The organism is Arcobacter sp. ISO1, assembly GCF_058105185.1.
In genome coordinates, this window is sequence record NZ_CM176573.1 from 708,507 (window position 1) to 723,201 (window position 14,695).

Here is a 14,695-nt window from a genome sequence, read left to right on the forward strand (position 1 = left end):
GATGTAAGTAGGTTAAAAACCTACTTACAAATAATTAGCAGCAAGTTCCGCAATCGTCAACACCGTTAACGTCTACATTTACATCTGCATCAACATCAACGCTAATTGAGTCAACTACGTCAGTTACGATACCAGTAACAGCACCTAAAAGACCACCAACTAGTCCTACAACTGTACCAACTAATCCCCCAACTAAATCAACAACAGTAGCAAGTAAACCACCAACTAAACCGATCACAGGAGTTAATAAACCACCTAATAAAGATCCAAACATTCTTCTTCCTTATAAAAAAATTAAGTAATTAAATTACTTACTTCATTATTGCTATTATTTACTTAAATAAAAATAAAAATTATCTATAAATCATTTATTTATTTATATTATTATAAAATTTATAATTATTTACTTATTTATAGATTTTTTTCTTCATATTATTGTTATGTGAATAACTTATGTTCTTTAAGTGAAAATTTATGGAATTAATACCATTATTAAGTACACTTTATATGTGAAATAAAAAAAAAGGGAAATGTGAAAAAGTGAAAATCTTAGGAATTGATCCTGGAACAAGAAATTGTGGATATGCAGTTATTGAAAAAAATGGAAGAGAGATAAAACTGCTTGAAGCAGGTCTTGTGAAAATAAAAACAAAAATCCTTCAAGAACAAATTGTAGAAATGTGTGAAGGTTTGCAGATGATATTCAAAAAATACGATTTAGATGAAGTTGCAATTGAAGATATGTTTTACGCCTTTAACCCAAAAACAGTAATTAAATTAGCCCAATTTAGAGGGGCCATCTCATTAAAAGTTTTACAAGAGTTTGGAAATTTTGCAGAATATACACCATTACAGGTAAAACAAGCAGTAACAGGAAATGGAAAAGCACAAAAAGAGCAGGTTGCATTTATGGTGAAAAGATTACTTGGAATAAAAAAAGAGATAAAACCACTTGATATTACAGATGCTATTGCAATAGCACTTACTCACTCTCAAAGAATTAAAGGTTAAAAAATGATTAGTGAAAATTTAAAAAATAAAGATTTATGTAAAATAAGAACTATTACCTCATTTATAACTTTATCAAAAGATAAAAAAACATGGGAAGAATCTATAAGAAAAGTAGCTTTATTTAGTAAAGAGTTATTAAATGACTTTGTTTCTAATGGATATGAAGTACAAAGTGTTAGAATTGTAAGTAATGCCTTTGGAGAATATTTAAATACTACAAGTTTAGAAACTACAATTGAAGATATGAATTATTTATCTAAACTTCTTAATAGTGACTCTTTTCCAGATATAAGAATTAGATTTGCAATAGGGGAAGCTAAGAGTGAAAAAGAGATTGAAATGGTTCCTCAATTGATTAAATCATTTGGAGATATTTGCAATATTTGTGTAAATGTTCCAACTGATAATTTAGGATTTCCAGATAATGACTTAACTTTAAAATGTGCAAAAGTAGTAAAAGAGATTTCAAAGATAACAACAAATGCTGAAGGAAATTTTAATTTTACTATAAACTATAACTGTAAATCACATATTCCTTATTTTCCAGCATCTTATCATAATAGTAGTGATGAAGACTGTTTTGCTATTGGTTTTGAGTCCCCTGATTTATTAGTTGAAGCTTTAAAAACTTTAGATGAAAATGAAGACCATAATAAAAAATGGGAAAAAGCCTTTGATGTGATGAAAAATTCTTTACAGTATCATGTGAATAATGCTTTAAAAATTGTGGAAAATTGTCAACATGAAAATAAAACAAAATTTATAGGAATAGATAGTTCAGCAGCTCCTTCTAAAAACTGTAGTTCTATGGTTGATGTTTATAAACTTTTAGGAGTTGAATATTTTGGTGCAGCAGGATGTATAGAAGCATCAGCTATGTTAACTAAAGTATTTAAATCAATACAAGGGTGTGAATTAATTGGTTTTTCTGGTTTGATGTTAGCAGTTATTGAAGATGAAGGTTTAGCCCAAGCTACAATAAAAAATCAATTTGATATAAGGTCATTGCTTACATACTCATCTGTTTGTGGAATTGGACTAGATACAGTTCCAATTGAGGGTGATTCTTCAATTGAAAAAATAGCAGATATTTGTAGAGATACTGGAATGATGGCTTTTAAATTAAATAAGCCATTAACTGTTAGAGTTTTTCCAGTACCTAATCTAAAAGCTGGAGATCTCACAAAATTTGAAAGTGATGATTTATGTAATGCTGCTGTTTTAAGGATTCCATAAAACTATTTTTTTAGTTTTTCACTCCAATTAATCATAATTTGTGTTGATTTTTTCAATACACTTCTATGATTACCTTCGGTTTGAATATATTCATTGAAATCATTATCAGGTATTAGGAAAAATTTATCTTCCATAGAATAAACACTTGTTAATCTATCATCATCACCAGCAATCCATAAAACTGGAATCTTAACTTTTTCTAAAGTATCTGTTATATTTGGGAATGTTTCAAGATTGTAATATGAATCAAAAATTTTTGCTTTTATATACTCTTTTTTAACTTTTCCTGTATTTAACATTTTGAAATCAGCTTTTTCATTACCTTTATTTTCTGAAATCATTTTTTTGGCTTTTTCTAAACTTTTCTTTGAAACTTCTTGACTTTTTCTTGATTGATGAATCATATGACCAGGAGCAACAGTGATTACTCCAAGAAGATTTTTATTTGGATTTTTAGAAGCATAAATTAATGAAATATTTCCACCTAAACTATGTCCAACTAAAACTGGTTTTTTCCTTTTTTCTAAAGCAAAATTTATTGCACTATCAATTAGCTCTAAACCATCTTCTAATGTACCTTCCCAATCTTTTGACCAAGGCATTTTAGCAGCTAATACTTCATAATCTTTTTTATATAAATTTTTATATGTTTTAACTCTGTATTTATTGTCAATATTTCCACTTTTTCCATGTAATAGAATAAACATAATATCTTTTGAATCATCATCATTATAATAGATAGCATTTGCTTTGTATCCACTTTTTGTTACTAATTGAATATTTGATTCACTTCCAAAAAGTGAAAAAGTAAAAATTGAGAATATTGTAATAAAAACTAAAAAGAATTTTTTCATCATGGACTCCTATTTTATATCTATTTTAATTATAAAATAAGAATAATAGAAGGAACTAAAATTAAAAAGTTAGTTTAATTAAATTATCTTTTGATATTTATTTTAAATTCTATTATAATTCCACAAAACAAAGAAATAAACTTAGGATATGTAATGAAAAGAATTGGGATATTGTCATCTCATAATGGAAGTGGTTTTGATACTATTCAAAAAGCTTGTGAAGAAAAAAATTTAGATGCACAAGTAGTATTAGTAATATCAAATAACTCAAATGCAAAGGTTATAGAAAAAGCTTGTAAAAAAGATGTACCAAATTTTATAATAAATGCCAATAGATTTCCTACAGAAAATTTAGACGTAAAAATAACAAATCTAATGAAAGAGTTTAAAGTAGACTATATATTTTTATCTGGCTATATGAAAAAAATTGAGAAAAATTTAGTAACCACATTTGAAAATAAAATTATAAACTCACACCCAGCACTTTTACCAAGATTTGGGGGGAAAGGGATGTATGGTACCTTTGTTCATGAGGCGGTTATCAGTGAAAAAGAAAAAGAATCAGGTTGTACTATTCATTTTGTAAACGAAAATTATGATGAGGGAAAATTTATTTTACAAAAAAGTATAAAACTTGATGAAAATGAGACAGTAAACTCTTTAGAGGAAAAAATTAAAACTTTAGAGTCTCAAACAATTATTGAGGCTTTGCAAACCTTAACAAATAAATAAAATGCTAGAACTTTTAACAAACAACGAACAGTATATTTTATTTTTTTTACTATTTGTTTTTGTTTTAGTTTATGCAGTTTCAAAATTAAATTATAATAAAAAGCTTGAAAAAGAGGTTAATAAACAACTTCAAGAGTTAAGGGAAAAAGATAAACTTTTAGTTGCTCAATCAAAACTTGCTGCTGTAGGTGAAACCTTAGCTCATATTGCCCATCAATGGAAACAGCCATTATCTCAAATAAATTCTGTGGTACTTAATATAGAAGCAGACTTTGAAGAAAAAAAGTTAGATGCTAAAAAACTTGAAGATCATTTAAATGAGATTGAAAAATTAACTTTTTATATGAGTGATACAATTGAAAGTTTTAATAATTATCTTCAACCAAATGAAGATAAAGAAGTTTTTTCAATAAAAGATGCCTTTGATAATGCTTTTGCTTTAGTTTATAAACTTTTAGAATCAAAACAAATAGAGTGTAAATTTGAAATTGTTGAAGACTCAAAAGTTTTTGGGGTAAAAAAAGAGTTTGTTCAAGCACTTTTAGTGATTTTAAATAATGCAAAAGATGTATTAGTAGATAATCAAATAAAATCTCCTAAAATAAACATACTTATTAAAACAAAAGATTCAAAGGCAATTTTAGAAATAAGTGATAATGGTGGAGGTATTCCCAAGGAGTTCTTTCATAAGATTTTTGATCCATATTTTACAACTAAACCCCATTCACAAGGAACAGGTCATGGTCTTTGTATGGCAAAAATGATAGTTGAAAAATCAATGCATGGTAAATTGGATGTAAGAAATGAAAAAACTGGTGCAAAGTTTTCAATTTTGTTAGCAAGGAAAGATAATGAATAATTTAACAATTCTTTATGCTGAAGATGAAATAGAAACAAGAAAAAACTATGGAAACTATTTAAAAAGAAATTTCAAAGAGGTTTATATAGCCCAAAATGGAGAAGAAGCCTTAGAGTATTATGAAGAATTTAAACCAAACATTATGCTTTTGGATATTAATATGCCTTTTATAAATGGCCTTGAATTAACTAATAAAATTAGACAAAAGGATAAGAAAACAAGAATAATAATTTTAACTGCTCATTTAGAACAAGATAAATTACTTTTTGCAGCGGAGTTAAATTTAACAAAATATCTTCCAAAACCAATCTCTAGAATTAAATTAAAAGAAGCATTAAATGAAGCAGTTATTCAATATAAAGAGTTAAATGACGAATCTTCAAATTTCTTTTTAAAAGATGGGTATGTTTTTAATAGAGATTCTAAAAAATTGATTTTAAATGATGAAGAGATTAAACTTACAAAACATGAAACTTTGTTTCTTGAACTTTTAACATCAAAAAAGGATAGGGTATTTAGCTCCGATGAAATTTATGATTATCTTTGGAATCAATTTGAAGATTGTGAAACAAGTGCCACAAAATTGAAAGATTTAATAAAGCGTCTAAGAAAAAAAATCCCAAAAGACTCCATTGAAAATATTTATGGGGCAGGGTATAAATTAAATAAATAGGAAAAAAATGAAAATTAAATATATAGAAAAACTGATGGTTGCAGGACTTGGTGTTAAAACAAATAATAAAGATGAGTTTAATCCTGAAACAGCAAAAATTCAAAAGCTTTGGGATGATTATCAAGATAAAAATATTTTAGGTAAAACCTTTAATAAAGCAAATAAATCTTCAATGTATGGAGTTTATTCAGATTATGAATCGGATTTAAATGGAGATTATACAGTTACCGTTGCAGTTGAAGTAACAAAACCAAAAAATGCAATTGTAATTAAAGAGCAAAAATATTTAGTTTTCTCAAAAGAGGGTGAGTTACCAGAAGTTGTTATTGATTGTTGGAAAGATGTTTGGGAATATTTTGAAAAAGAGAGCGAATATGAAAGAGCATATACAATTGATTTTGAGAAATATTCAAAAGAAGATTTCATTGAAATATATATAGCAATAAAATAGTTTTTTTACATAATAAATAATGAATATTATTTAATAAAGAGTATAATTGTTTTAAAAATATAATTTAAAAGTGACACTAGTCATAAATGAAGGTAATCTATGAAGAAAAGAATTGGAATATTAACAAGTGGTGGAGATTGTCCAGGACTTAATGCCGCAATTAGAGGTGTAGCAAAAGCTTCATATGAACTTTTTGATTGTGAATTTGTGGGGATTTACAATGGCTATCAAGGATTAATAGATTATAAATACAAAGAGCTATTACCAAGTGATTTTTCTGGTATCTTAACTAGGGGTGGAACTATGCTTGGAACCCAAAGAACACCTTTTAAAAATATGAGAAAAATTGAAGATGATGGTGTTGATAAAGTTGCAAACATGATAAAAAACTATGAAAAGTTAAAGTTAGATTGTTTAGTTACCTTAGGTGGAAATGGTACCCACAAAAATGCAAATCTTCTAAGGGAAGAGGGCTTAAATGTTTTGGGTTTACCTAAAACAATTGATAATGATATTTATGGAACTGATATAACTTTTGGTTTCCATAGTGCTGTTGATATAGCAACAGAGGTGATTGATAGAATACATACAACAGCAGATTCCCATGATAGGGTTATGATTATTGAACTTATGGGAAATAAAGCTGGATGGCTTACTTTATATGCTGGACTTGCTGGTGGAGCAGATGTTGTTTTAATCCCAGAGATTCCATACACACTTGAGAAAGTTCAAGAAGCACTTAATAATAGAAGACAAAAAGGTAAAAACTTTTCAATTATTGTTGTAGCAGAGGGTGCAATTAGTAAAGACGAGTCTTTGATGACTCGAAAAGAGTTTAAAAAACATCGTGCTTCAATGCCATATGAAACTGTATCTTATAGATTAGCTGCACAACTTAATCAACTTGGTTTTGAAACTAGAGTTACAGTCCCTGGACACCAACAAAGAGGTGGAGCTCCATCTGCTTATGATAGAATATTAGCAACTAAATTTGGTGTTTATGCAGCACAACTTATAAAATCAGAAAGATATGGAAATACAGTTTCAATTGTAAATAATAGACTTCAATCAACTCCTTTAGAATATATGGCACCAAAATTAAAACCAGTAACAAGGGATGATGAAGTTTATAAAACGGGTGAAATTATGGGATTAACTTATGGTGAGTAAATTTTTTTTTAAATAGATTTTTTTGCGATTTTTATTTACTACAATAAAATTTCTAATGTAATATGTAGTTATAAAATTGACTCTCTCCCTCTAAAATGTTAATTGAAATAATTACATAGAACATTAGTAGGTTTATAGGTTAATTTATTGCTAATAATATTAGTAAATAAATTTTTGTTGATCGAAAGATCGAAAATTATAAAACAAAATAATTAAAATTAAATCATTAAGCCCCTTTCTTAGAGGGGCTTTTTTATTTTATATTGCTATATTTTATTTTTGTTAGAAATTTTAAAATAATTGTAATAAAAAATATACAGTAAATTCTAAAATCAAAATTTTTTTGATACTTTTTTGCCCCTTTTATCCTTTAAAATATTTATATAAATATTTTAAAGGATAAAAGGGTGAATATGGAAGAAACATTATTAAGAACCCCACTTTATGAAAAACAGCTTGAAATAAAGTGTAAAATGGTTCCCTTTGCTGGTTGGGAAATGCCAATACAGTTTGATGGAATTTTAGCTGAACATGGGTACTGTAGAAACGATGTGGCACTATTTGACACTTCTCATATGGGGGAGTTCTTCTTCAAAGGTGATATAGTAACTTCAGGTATAAATGAAGCAACTTCAATAAATATAGATGCACTAAATATTGGTAAATGTAAATATGGCTTTTTACTAAATGAAGATGGTGGTGTAATTGATGATTTAATCATTTATAGACTCTCAAATGATGAACTTATGATAGTTGTAAATGCTTCAAGGGCTGCACTTGATTTTAAAACAATTACAAGTAGACTTAAAACTGGAACACTTGATGATAGGTCAAAATGCACTGCAAAATTAGATGTTCAAGGTCCAAACTCAAAACAAGTCTTACAAAAATACTTCGATATAAATTTAGACGATTTAAAATTTTTCTCATTTGTTCAAACAAAAATCTTTGGAGAAGATTGCCTTTTAAGTAGAACAGGTTATACAGGTGAATTAGGGTTTGAACTTTATATTGATGATAAAACCAGTATAAAAATCTGGGATGCACTTATAAATGATGGAGTAAAACCAGCTGGTCTTGGAGCAAGGGATGCCTTAAGACTTGAGATGGGGTATAGTTTATATGGAAATGATTTAACTGAAGAGATAACTCCTCTTGAAGCAAACCTTTCAATGTTTGTAAATCTAAAAAGAGATTACGCTGGAAAAAATGCACTAGAAAAACAAAAAGAGCAAGGTTTAAAAAGATTGTTAATCCCTTTTAAAACAACTTCAAGAAGAAGTGCAAGAAAAGATTTTGAAGTATATCAAGATGATGAAAAAATTGGTTCTGTAACTTCTGCTGCTTTTTCTCCAACATTAAATGTTGGGATTGGATTAGCAATGATTGATGTGAAAAGTTTTGATGGTGAAAAATCATTTGAATTAAAAGACACTTCAACTAAGAGTAGAGGTGTTATTGAAGCAAATAAAGCCTCATTACCATTTATAAAAAAATAAGATCAGGAGAAAGAAATGCAAAAATTTAGTGAAGAGCACGAGTGGGTAAGAGTTGAAGGAAATATTGGAACAGTTGGAATTTCAGAATATGCAATTGAGCAATTAGGGGATATCACATTTTTAGAATTACCTGAAATTGATGATGAGTTTGGTGCAGGAGATAGTGCTGCCTTTGTAGAATCAGTTAAAGCTGCAAGTGATATATATACTCCAGTATCAGGAAAAATTATTGAATTAAATGAAGAACTTTTAGATACTCCAGAGCTTTTAAATCAAGATGCAAATGCTAATTGGGTTTTTAAATTAGAACTAAGTGATGAAAGTGAGCTTGAAGAGTTAATGGATCAAGCTTCATATGACGAATATACAAGTTCATTATAGGAGACAAAATGCCATATACTCCCCATACACAAAATGAAATTAAGCAGATGCTCGATGTAATTGGCTTACAAGAAGAATCGCAACTTTTTGACCAAGTACCAAGCAATTTAAGAATTTCATCACTAGATATAGAAGATGGAGTTGATGAGTTTACCACTTTTGAAAAATTTAAAGCTCTATCTTCAAAAAATGTTACAGATAAGGTTATGTTTTTAGGTGGTGGTTATTATGACCATATAGTTCCAAGTGCAGTTGATGCATTAGCTGGAAGATCAGAATTTTACACAGCTTATACTCCATATCAAGCAGAAGCTTCTCAAGGGACATTGCAAGTTTTATATGAATACCAAAGTTTAGTTTGTAAATTAACTGGTATGGATGTTTCAAATGCCTCTATGTATGATGGTGCAACAGCTTTAGCAGAATCTGCACTTATGGCAGTTCGAATCTCTAAGAAAAATAAGATACTAATAGATGGTGGGGTAAATCCTACATATATAAAAGTGGTTCAAACATATTTAAAATTTAGAGAGATTGAAGTTGAAGTTATTGATTTAAATGGTGTTGAAAGTAACCTTGAAAAAGTTCTAGAAAAAATAGATGATAGTGTTGCAGGTTATCTTTTCCAAAACCCTAATTTCTTTGGTTCAATTTCTGATTTTGAGGCTATTATAGAAAAGCTTCATGAAAATAAAGCCTTAGCTGTAATGTCTGCTTATCCTATTTCACTTGGACTTTTAAAAGACCCAGGAAGTATGGATGTTGATATTGTAAGTGCAGATGGACAATGTTTAGGAAACTATTTAGCATTTGGTGGACCATCATTTGGGATGATTGCTACAAAGCAGGCTTACATTAGAGATCTACCTGGAAGAATTATAGGTAGAACAGTTGATAAAGATGGAAAAGAGATGTTTGTATTAACAATGCAAGCAAGGGAACAACATATTAGAAGACACAGAGCAACTTCAAATATTTGTTCAAATCAAAACTTATTGGCTTTAAGAAGTACTATCTTTATATCTTTAGTAGGACGTGAGGGCTTTGAAGAATTAGCAACAACAAATCACAGTAAGGCTGAATATCTAAAAGACAAACTTTCAAGTATAAAAGGTGTTGAAATTTTAAATCAGTCTCCTACATTTAATGAGTTTGTAATAAAAACACCATGTGATGCAACAGATGTAATTGAGCAAATGAGTAATAAAGGTTTTTATGCAGGTATAAATCTTGGAAATATTTATGAAGGTTTAGAAAATGCAATTTTAGTATCAGTTACTGAAAAAAGAACAAAAGAGCAAATGGATGCGTTTGCAAGTGCCCTAGGAGAAGTAATATGAGTATTATAAATATGAAACCCAAAACAATATTTGATAAAAGTGTAGAGAGTAGACATGGTATTCCTTTACCAAAACTTGATGTTCCAAAAGCTAAACTTGATGAGAAATTATTAAGAGAAAACAAAGCAAGCTTACCAGAACTTAGTGAGTTTGATGTGATTAGACATTTTACAAACTTGTCAACTAAAAATTTTGCAATTGATAAAAACTTTTACCCTCTTGGTTCTTGTACTATGAAGTATAATCCAAAGATAGCTGAAAAAGTAGCTAGTTTAGAAGGTTTTTCTTCTATTCACCCACATTTGATTACAAATAACATGAATGAAGATGTTCAAGGTGCATTACAAGTTATTGATGAATTAGAACAAAAACTTTGTGCAGTAACTGGTATGAAAGCTTTTACAACTACTCCACAAGCAGGAGCTCATGGTGAGATGCTTGGTATAATGATGATTGAAAAGTACCATGAAAGTAAAGGTAATAAAAGAAAATATGTAATTGTTCCAGACTCTTCCCATGGAACAAATCCAGCAACTGCAGCTATGGTTGGATATGAGGTCATTACTATTAAATCAGATGCAAATGGTGCTATGGATTTTGATGCTTTTAAAGCAAAAATGTCTGATGAGGTAGCAGCTGTGATGCTAACTGTTCCAAATACACTTGGAATTTATAATAAAAGAATCAAAGAGATTTGTGACCTAGCCCATGAGTATGGTGCAATGATGTATTATGATGGAGCAAATATGAATGCTATCATGGGAGTAGCAAGACCTGGAGATATTGGTTTTGATGTTATTCACATCAATGTTCATAAAACATTTGCAACGCCACATGGTGGAGGAGGTCCTGGTTCGGGTCCTGTTGGAGTAAATGAAAAACTAAAACCATTTTTACCAGATTTAGGGATCAGTAAAGTTGATGGTGTTTATGAGTTTACTAATGGTGGAACTGATACTATTGGAAAAATCTCACCATTTTTTGGAAACTATGGAATAAGTCTAAGAGCACTTGCTTATATGACAGTTCTTGGTGGAAATGGGATGAAAAATGCCAGTTCAAAAGCTGTATTAAATGCAAACTATATAAGAGCAAGACTAAGAGAGCATTTAGATACTCCATATGATACTTTATGTATGCATGAGTGTGTATTCTCTGCTAAAACTTTAGCAAAAGAGAATAAGGTTACCGCTATGGATATTGCAAAATATTTACTTGATTTTGGATTACATGCACCTACAGTTTATTTCCCATTAATTGTAAAAGAAGCAATTATGATAGAACCAACAGAAACTGAAAACAAAGAAACACTTGATGAGTTTTGTGACAGGATGATTGAGGCTGTTAAGTTAGCACATGAAGATGCAAGTGCCTTTAAAGAGTTTCCAAAAACATTAGGTGTTTGTAGACCTGATGATACTAGGGCTATTAAAGAGCTTGATGTTTGTAGTTCTTGTTAAAATCAAGGGCAACTTGTTGCCCTCTTTAGGATTTGCTTCTTTAGATGGAATTTATTTCCATCGTTAAAAGAAGTTATTAAGATAATAGGTCCCTATAAAAATGGGACATTTTTATAGGATAGAGATATGAGTACTAGAGAATTTATAAAAAATAGTGATAATGGGAGAAAACCTGATTGGCTTAGAAAAAAGCTTAACTTTGGAGCCCAAAAAGAGATGGATCAACTTTTAAATGATGTGGGTATCCATACTATTTGCCAAGAAGCAAAGTGCCCAAATATAAGTGAGTGCTTCTCTAAGAAAAATGCAACCTTTCTAATCCTTGGGAGAATTTGTACTAGAAGATGCTCTTATTGTAATGTTGAAACAGGAAAGCCAAACTCTGTAAATAAAGATGAGGTAGAACAAGTTTACAAATCTGTAAAAGCTTTAGGGCTTAAATATGTAGTTATTACAAGTCCAGCAAGGGATGATTTAAAAGATGGTGGAGCAAGTCAATTTTATGAGGTTACTCAAAAAATCTTAAAAGAACTCCCTGATACAAAAGTTGAACTTTTAATTCCTGATTTTCAAGGAAATATGGACTCACTTAAAATAGCAGTAGAATCTGGAGCAGTAGTATTGGGACATAATATGGAAACCGTTCCAAGTCTTTACAAAATCAGAAAAGCAGCAAACTATAAAAGGTCACTTCAAGTCTTAAGAAAACTAAAAACTTTGGCTCCTAAAAATGTAAAAACAAAAACAGCACTTATGGTTGGTCTTGGTGAAACTGAAGAGGAGATGATTGAGGTTATGAAAGACTTAAGAGATGTTGGGTGTGATTATCTAAGTATTGGACAATATCTAGCTCCATCAAATGAGTTTACAAAAGTAAAAGAGTATGTAAAACCTTCACAGTTTAAAAGATATAAAGATATTGCACTAGAGCTTGGTTTTGAATATGTTCATTCAAGTCCATATACTAGAAGTTCTTATTTAGCTCATGAGTATGTAGGAGAGTAGGGTATGTATGATGTTATAGTTATTGGAGCAGGGCCAGCAGGTTATGAAGTGGCTTCACTACTTGGAAGTGGTGGAAAATCTGTTTGCCTTATAGAAAAGGGTGAAGAAACTGTTGGTGGAACTTGTTTAAATGAAGGTTGTATTCCAGCAAAAAACTTTTTAGAAAGCGCTACTTTTGTAAAAAAAGCTAAGTATTTTAAAGAGTGTGGAGTTGATGTATCAATAAGTGGTTTTGATATGAGTAAACTAAAAGCTAATACTTGCAGACTTATTTGTGATACAAAAACTGGTGTTTTTAATATGTTAAAAAAAGGGAAAGTTGAAATCAAATATGGTACTGCAAGCTTCAAAAATGAAAATACAATTACTGTAGGCGATGAAGAGTTAACAGCTTCTAATTTTATCATTGCTTCGGGTTCTTCACATAGGGAACACCCTTTATTAAAAGTTGATGGTAAAAATATTATCTCTAGTAGAGAAGTATTTCAATTAGAAAAACTACCAGAATCTATTTTAGTAGTTGGGGGAGGAGCGATTGGATGTGAATTTGCTACATTTTTTAGTAGTTTGGGAACAAAAACACAAATAGCAGAATTTACGCCAAAACTAATTCCTTCAGAAGATGATGATATGGGGAGAACCTTAAAAAGGGAGTTTGAAAGAGCTGGAATATCTGTTGATGTTAAAGCAAATATCACATCTTTTAAAATAAAAGATGAAGGTGTAGAAGTTACTATTGATTTAGGAAAAAAACAAAAAACAGAGATTTTTGAAAAAATCTTAGTATCTATTGGAAGAGTTCCAAATAGTGAAAGTTTAAATTTAGAAATCGCAAATGTGACATCTGATAGAGGTTTTGTAGAGGTTGATGAAAATCTAAAATCAATATCAAATCCTAAAATATATGCAATAGGTGATGTAATAAAAACTCCCGCTTTAGCTCATGTAGCTTTTCATGAAGCAAAAAGAGTAGCTCAACAAATTTTAGATCAAGAGGTATTTGTTGAGAATACTGCTTGGCCATCGGTGACTTTTTGCTCCCCTCAAGTTGCATCAATTGGGCAAAGTGAAACAAGTTTAAAAGAACAAGGAATTTCTTTCAAGGCTAAAAAAGTATTTTTTAAACCAAATGCAAAGGCTAAAATCAAAGGTGATGATAGTGGATTTATCAAAATCATTTATAGTACGGAAACGGATAAGATATTAGGTGCAGGAATTATTGGGAATGAAGCAACTGAGTTAATTCATGAGTTTTTAGTTGCTATAAATGGTGATTTAACAATGGAAGATTTATCAAAAATGATATTTGCCCATCCAACACTTAGTGAGTCTGTTTTAGAAGCAGTATCTCACTAAATAAAATAAATAGTCATCTACTTACGATAATGTAGGTAGATGCCATTTTCTATAATAAGCCACAAGTCTTAAAACAATACCAAAAATAAATATTGCTAAGAGTGTGATTTTATTTATTTCATAAAAGTAGTCAGTTGCTATTATTACAAAAGAGATGATAATAGCTATTGCTCCATAAAAATCACTTATTAAAACTGCTGGAATTCTATTAATAACTACATCTCTTAAAGTACCACCACCAATTGCAGTTAAAAGTGAAAGCAAAATAATACCAATAAAGTTAAAATCTGCTTTTATAGCTATTAATGCTCCTGAAATAGCAAAAGATGCTAATCCAATAGTATCTGTAACGACAAAAGCAGTTTTACCTTCCAAATCTGGTATTTTATGAAGTTTAAATACTACTGCTAAAATAATAGTTACAAGAACTAATATAATAGGAAGGTTATTTGTAAAAATATATGGTGTTTTATTTGCGATTACATCTCTAATCATTCCACCCCCAAAGGCAGTTAAAAACGCAGATATAAAAATACCCAAAATATCTAGTTTCATATGTACAGCAATTAAAAAACCACTAATTGCAAAAGATATAATCCCAACAATATCAGCAATCTCAAGTGCAGTCATCTTATCCCTTAAATTTTTTTGAGATTATACCTTAATAT

16 protein-coding genes are annotated in these 14,695 nt (G+C 29.6%); 13 read left to right on the forward strand and 3 right to left on the reverse strand.

Annotation, left to right across the window (positions count from 1 at the left end; translation table 11 throughout):
- Positions 1–34: 34 nt before the first annotated feature.
- Complete coding sequence (locus tag AC2TY9_RS03590) at positions 35–274, reverse strand: hypothetical protein (RefSeq protein WP_489779568.1); 240 nt, start codon at positions 272–274, stop codon at positions 35–37.
- 266 nt (positions 275–540) lie between these two features.
- Between AC2TY9_RS03590 and ruvC the strand changes: the two genes are divergently transcribed.
- On the forward strand, positions 541–1,011 hold the full coding sequence (ruvC, locus tag AC2TY9_RS03595) for a crossover junction endodeoxyribonuclease RuvC (protein ID WP_489779569.1): 471 nt from the start codon (positions 541–543) through the stop codon (positions 1,009–1,011).
- A 3-nt stretch (positions 1,012–1,014) separates the two neighbouring features.
- Complete coding sequence (locus AC2TY9_RS03600) at positions 1,015–2,247, forward strand: DUF711 family protein (RefSeq protein WP_489779570.1); 1,233 nt, start codon at positions 1,015–1,017, stop codon at positions 2,245–2,247.
- A gap of 2 nt (positions 2,248–2,249) precedes the next feature.
- Here the strand turns inward: AC2TY9_RS03600 and AC2TY9_RS03605 are convergent, their stop codons facing one another.
- Complete coding sequence (locus tag AC2TY9_RS03605; protein ID WP_489779571.1) at positions 2,250–3,101, reverse strand: alpha/beta fold hydrolase; 852 nt, start codon at positions 3,099–3,101, stop codon at positions 2,250–2,252.
- 153 nt (positions 3,102–3,254) lie between these two features.
- Here AC2TY9_RS03605 and purN point away from each other — a divergent pair, with 153 nt between their 5' ends.
- The 11 genes from purN to lpdA all read left to right on the forward strand — a co-directional run bounded on the left by purN (position 3,255) and on the right by lpdA (position 14,027).
- Positions 3,255–3,833, forward strand: a complete 579-nt coding sequence (purN, locus tag AC2TY9_RS03610) for a phosphoribosylglycinamide formyltransferase (protein WP_489779572.1) — start codon at positions 3,255–3,257, stop codon at positions 3,831–3,833.
- 1 nt (position 3,834) lies between these two features.
- Positions 3,835–4,692 carry a sensor histidine kinase gene (locus tag AC2TY9_RS03615; RefSeq protein ID WP_489779573.1) on the forward strand — a complete coding sequence of 286 codons (858 nt, stop codon included), beginning with the start codon at positions 3,835–3,837 and terminating at the stop codon, positions 4,690–4,692.
- Entirely contained in the window at positions 4,685–5,365 is a 681-nt protein-coding gene (locus tag AC2TY9_RS03620) for a response regulator transcription factor (RefSeq protein WP_489779574.1), read from the forward strand. Before AC2TY9_RS03615 ends, AC2TY9_RS03620 begins: the two co-directional genes overlap by 8 nt.
- Before the next feature lie 7 nt (positions 5,366–5,372).
- Positions 5,373–5,816 carry a GyrI-like domain-containing protein gene (locus AC2TY9_RS03625; protein ID WP_489779575.1) on the forward strand — a complete coding sequence of 148 codons (444 nt, stop codon included), beginning with the start codon at positions 5,373–5,375 and terminating at the stop codon, positions 5,814–5,816.
- Between the two features lie 99 nt (positions 5,817–5,915).
- Complete coding sequence (locus tag AC2TY9_RS03630) at positions 5,916–6,986, forward strand: 6-phosphofructokinase (RefSeq protein WP_489779576.1); 1,071 nt, start codon at positions 5,916–5,918, stop codon at positions 6,984–6,986.
- A 413-nt stretch (positions 6,987–7,399) separates the two neighbouring features.
- Positions 7,400–8,485, forward strand: a complete 1,086-nt coding sequence (gene gcvT, locus AC2TY9_RS03635; protein ID WP_489779577.1) for a glycine cleavage system aminomethyltransferase GcvT — start codon at positions 7,400–7,402, stop codon at positions 8,483–8,485.
- A gap of 15 nt (positions 8,486–8,500) precedes the next feature.
- Positions 8,501–8,866: a glycine cleavage system protein GcvH gene (gcvH, locus tag AC2TY9_RS03640; RefSeq protein ID WP_489779578.1), complete on the forward strand. Its 366-nt coding sequence runs from the start codon at positions 8,501–8,503 to the stop codon at positions 8,864–8,866.
- A gap of 8 nt (positions 8,867–8,874) precedes the next feature.
- The gene (gcvPA, locus tag AC2TY9_RS03645) at positions 8,875–10,206 is read left to right on the forward strand and encodes an aminomethyl-transferring glycine dehydrogenase subunit GcvPA (protein WP_489779579.1); all 1,332 of its coding nucleotides are present in this window, start codon (positions 8,875–8,877) and stop codon (positions 10,204–10,206) included.
- A complete protein-coding gene (gcvPB, locus tag AC2TY9_RS03650; protein ID WP_489779580.1) occupies positions 10,203–11,666 on the forward strand; it encodes an aminomethyl-transferring glycine dehydrogenase subunit GcvPB in 1,464 nt (487 codons plus the stop codon). Before gcvPA ends, gcvPB begins: the two co-directional genes overlap by 4 nt.
- Before the next feature lie 126 nt (positions 11,667–11,792).
- On the forward strand, positions 11,793–12,671 hold the full coding sequence (lipA, locus tag AC2TY9_RS03655) for a lipoyl synthase (RefSeq protein ID WP_489779581.1): 879 nt from the start codon (positions 11,793–11,795) through the stop codon (positions 12,669–12,671).
- 3 nt (positions 12,672–12,674) lie between these two features.
- Entirely contained in the window at positions 12,675–14,027 is a 1,353-nt protein-coding gene (gene lpdA / locus AC2TY9_RS03660) for a dihydrolipoyl dehydrogenase (RefSeq protein ID WP_489779582.1), read from the forward strand.
- Between the two features lie 21 nt (positions 14,028–14,048).
- On the opposite strand, the gene AC2TY9_RS03665 is transcribed toward lpdA, so the two are convergent.
- On the reverse strand, positions 14,049–14,657 hold the full coding sequence (locus AC2TY9_RS03665; protein WP_489779583.1) for a trimeric intracellular cation channel family protein: 609 nt from the start codon (positions 14,655–14,657) through the stop codon (positions 14,049–14,051).
- Positions 14,658–14,695 lie beyond the last annotated feature (38 nt).

Excerpts from the sequence above, each read along its gene's own strand:
- AC2TY9_RS03630 (WP_489779576.1), top strand. The coding sequence starts at position 5,916 with ATGAAGAAAAGAATTGGAATATTAACAAGTGGTGGAGATTGTCCAGGA.
- lipA (WP_489779581.1), top strand. The coding sequence starts at position 11,793 with ATGAGTACTAGAGAATTTATAAAAAATAGTGATAATGGGAGAAAACCT.
- gcvH (WP_489779578.1), top strand. The coding sequence starts at position 8,501 with ATGCAAAAATTTAGTGAAGAGCACGAGTGGGTAAGAGTTGAAGGAAAT.
- gcvT (WP_489779577.1), top strand. The coding sequence starts at position 7,400 with ATGGAAGAAACATTATTAAGAACCCCACTTTATGAAAAACAGCTTGAA.
- gcvPB (WP_489779580.1), top strand. The coding sequence starts at position 10,203 with ATGAGTATTATAAATATGAAACCCAAAACAATATTTGATAAAAGTGTA.
- AC2TY9_RS03625 (WP_489779575.1), top strand. The coding sequence starts at position 5,373 with ATGAAAATTAAATATATAGAAAAACTGATGGTTGCAGGACTTGGTGTT.
- AC2TY9_RS03590 (WP_489779568.1), bottom strand. The coding sequence starts at position 274 with ATGTTTGGATCTTTATTAGGTGGTTTATTAACTCCTGTGATCGGTTTA.
- gcvPA (WP_489779579.1), top strand. The coding sequence starts at position 8,875 with ATGCCATATACTCCCCATACACAAAATGAAATTAAGCAGATGCTCGAT.
- AC2TY9_RS03600 (WP_489779570.1), top strand. The coding sequence starts at position 1,015 with ATGATTAGTGAAAATTTAAAAAATAAAGATTTATGTAAAATAAGAACT.
- purN (WP_489779572.1), top strand. The coding sequence starts at position 3,255 with ATGAAAAGAATTGGGATATTGTCATCTCATAATGGAAGTGGTTTTGAT.
- lpdA (WP_489779582.1), top strand. The coding sequence starts at position 12,675 with ATGTATGATGTTATAGTTATTGGAGCAGGGCCAGCAGGTTATGAAGTG.
- AC2TY9_RS03605 (WP_489779571.1), bottom strand. The coding sequence starts at position 3,101 with ATGAAAAAATTCTTTTTAGTTTTTATTACAATATTCTCAATTTTTACT.
- AC2TY9_RS03620 (WP_489779574.1), top strand. The coding sequence starts at position 4,685 with ATGAATAATTTAACAATTCTTTATGCTGAAGATGAAATAGAAACAAGA.
- AC2TY9_RS03615 (WP_489779573.1), top strand. The coding sequence starts at position 3,835 with ATGCTAGAACTTTTAACAAACAACGAACAGTATATTTTATTTTTTTTA.
- AC2TY9_RS03665 (WP_489779583.1), bottom strand. The coding sequence starts at position 14,657 with ATGACTGCACTTGAGATTGCTGATATTGTTGGGATTATATCTTTTGCA.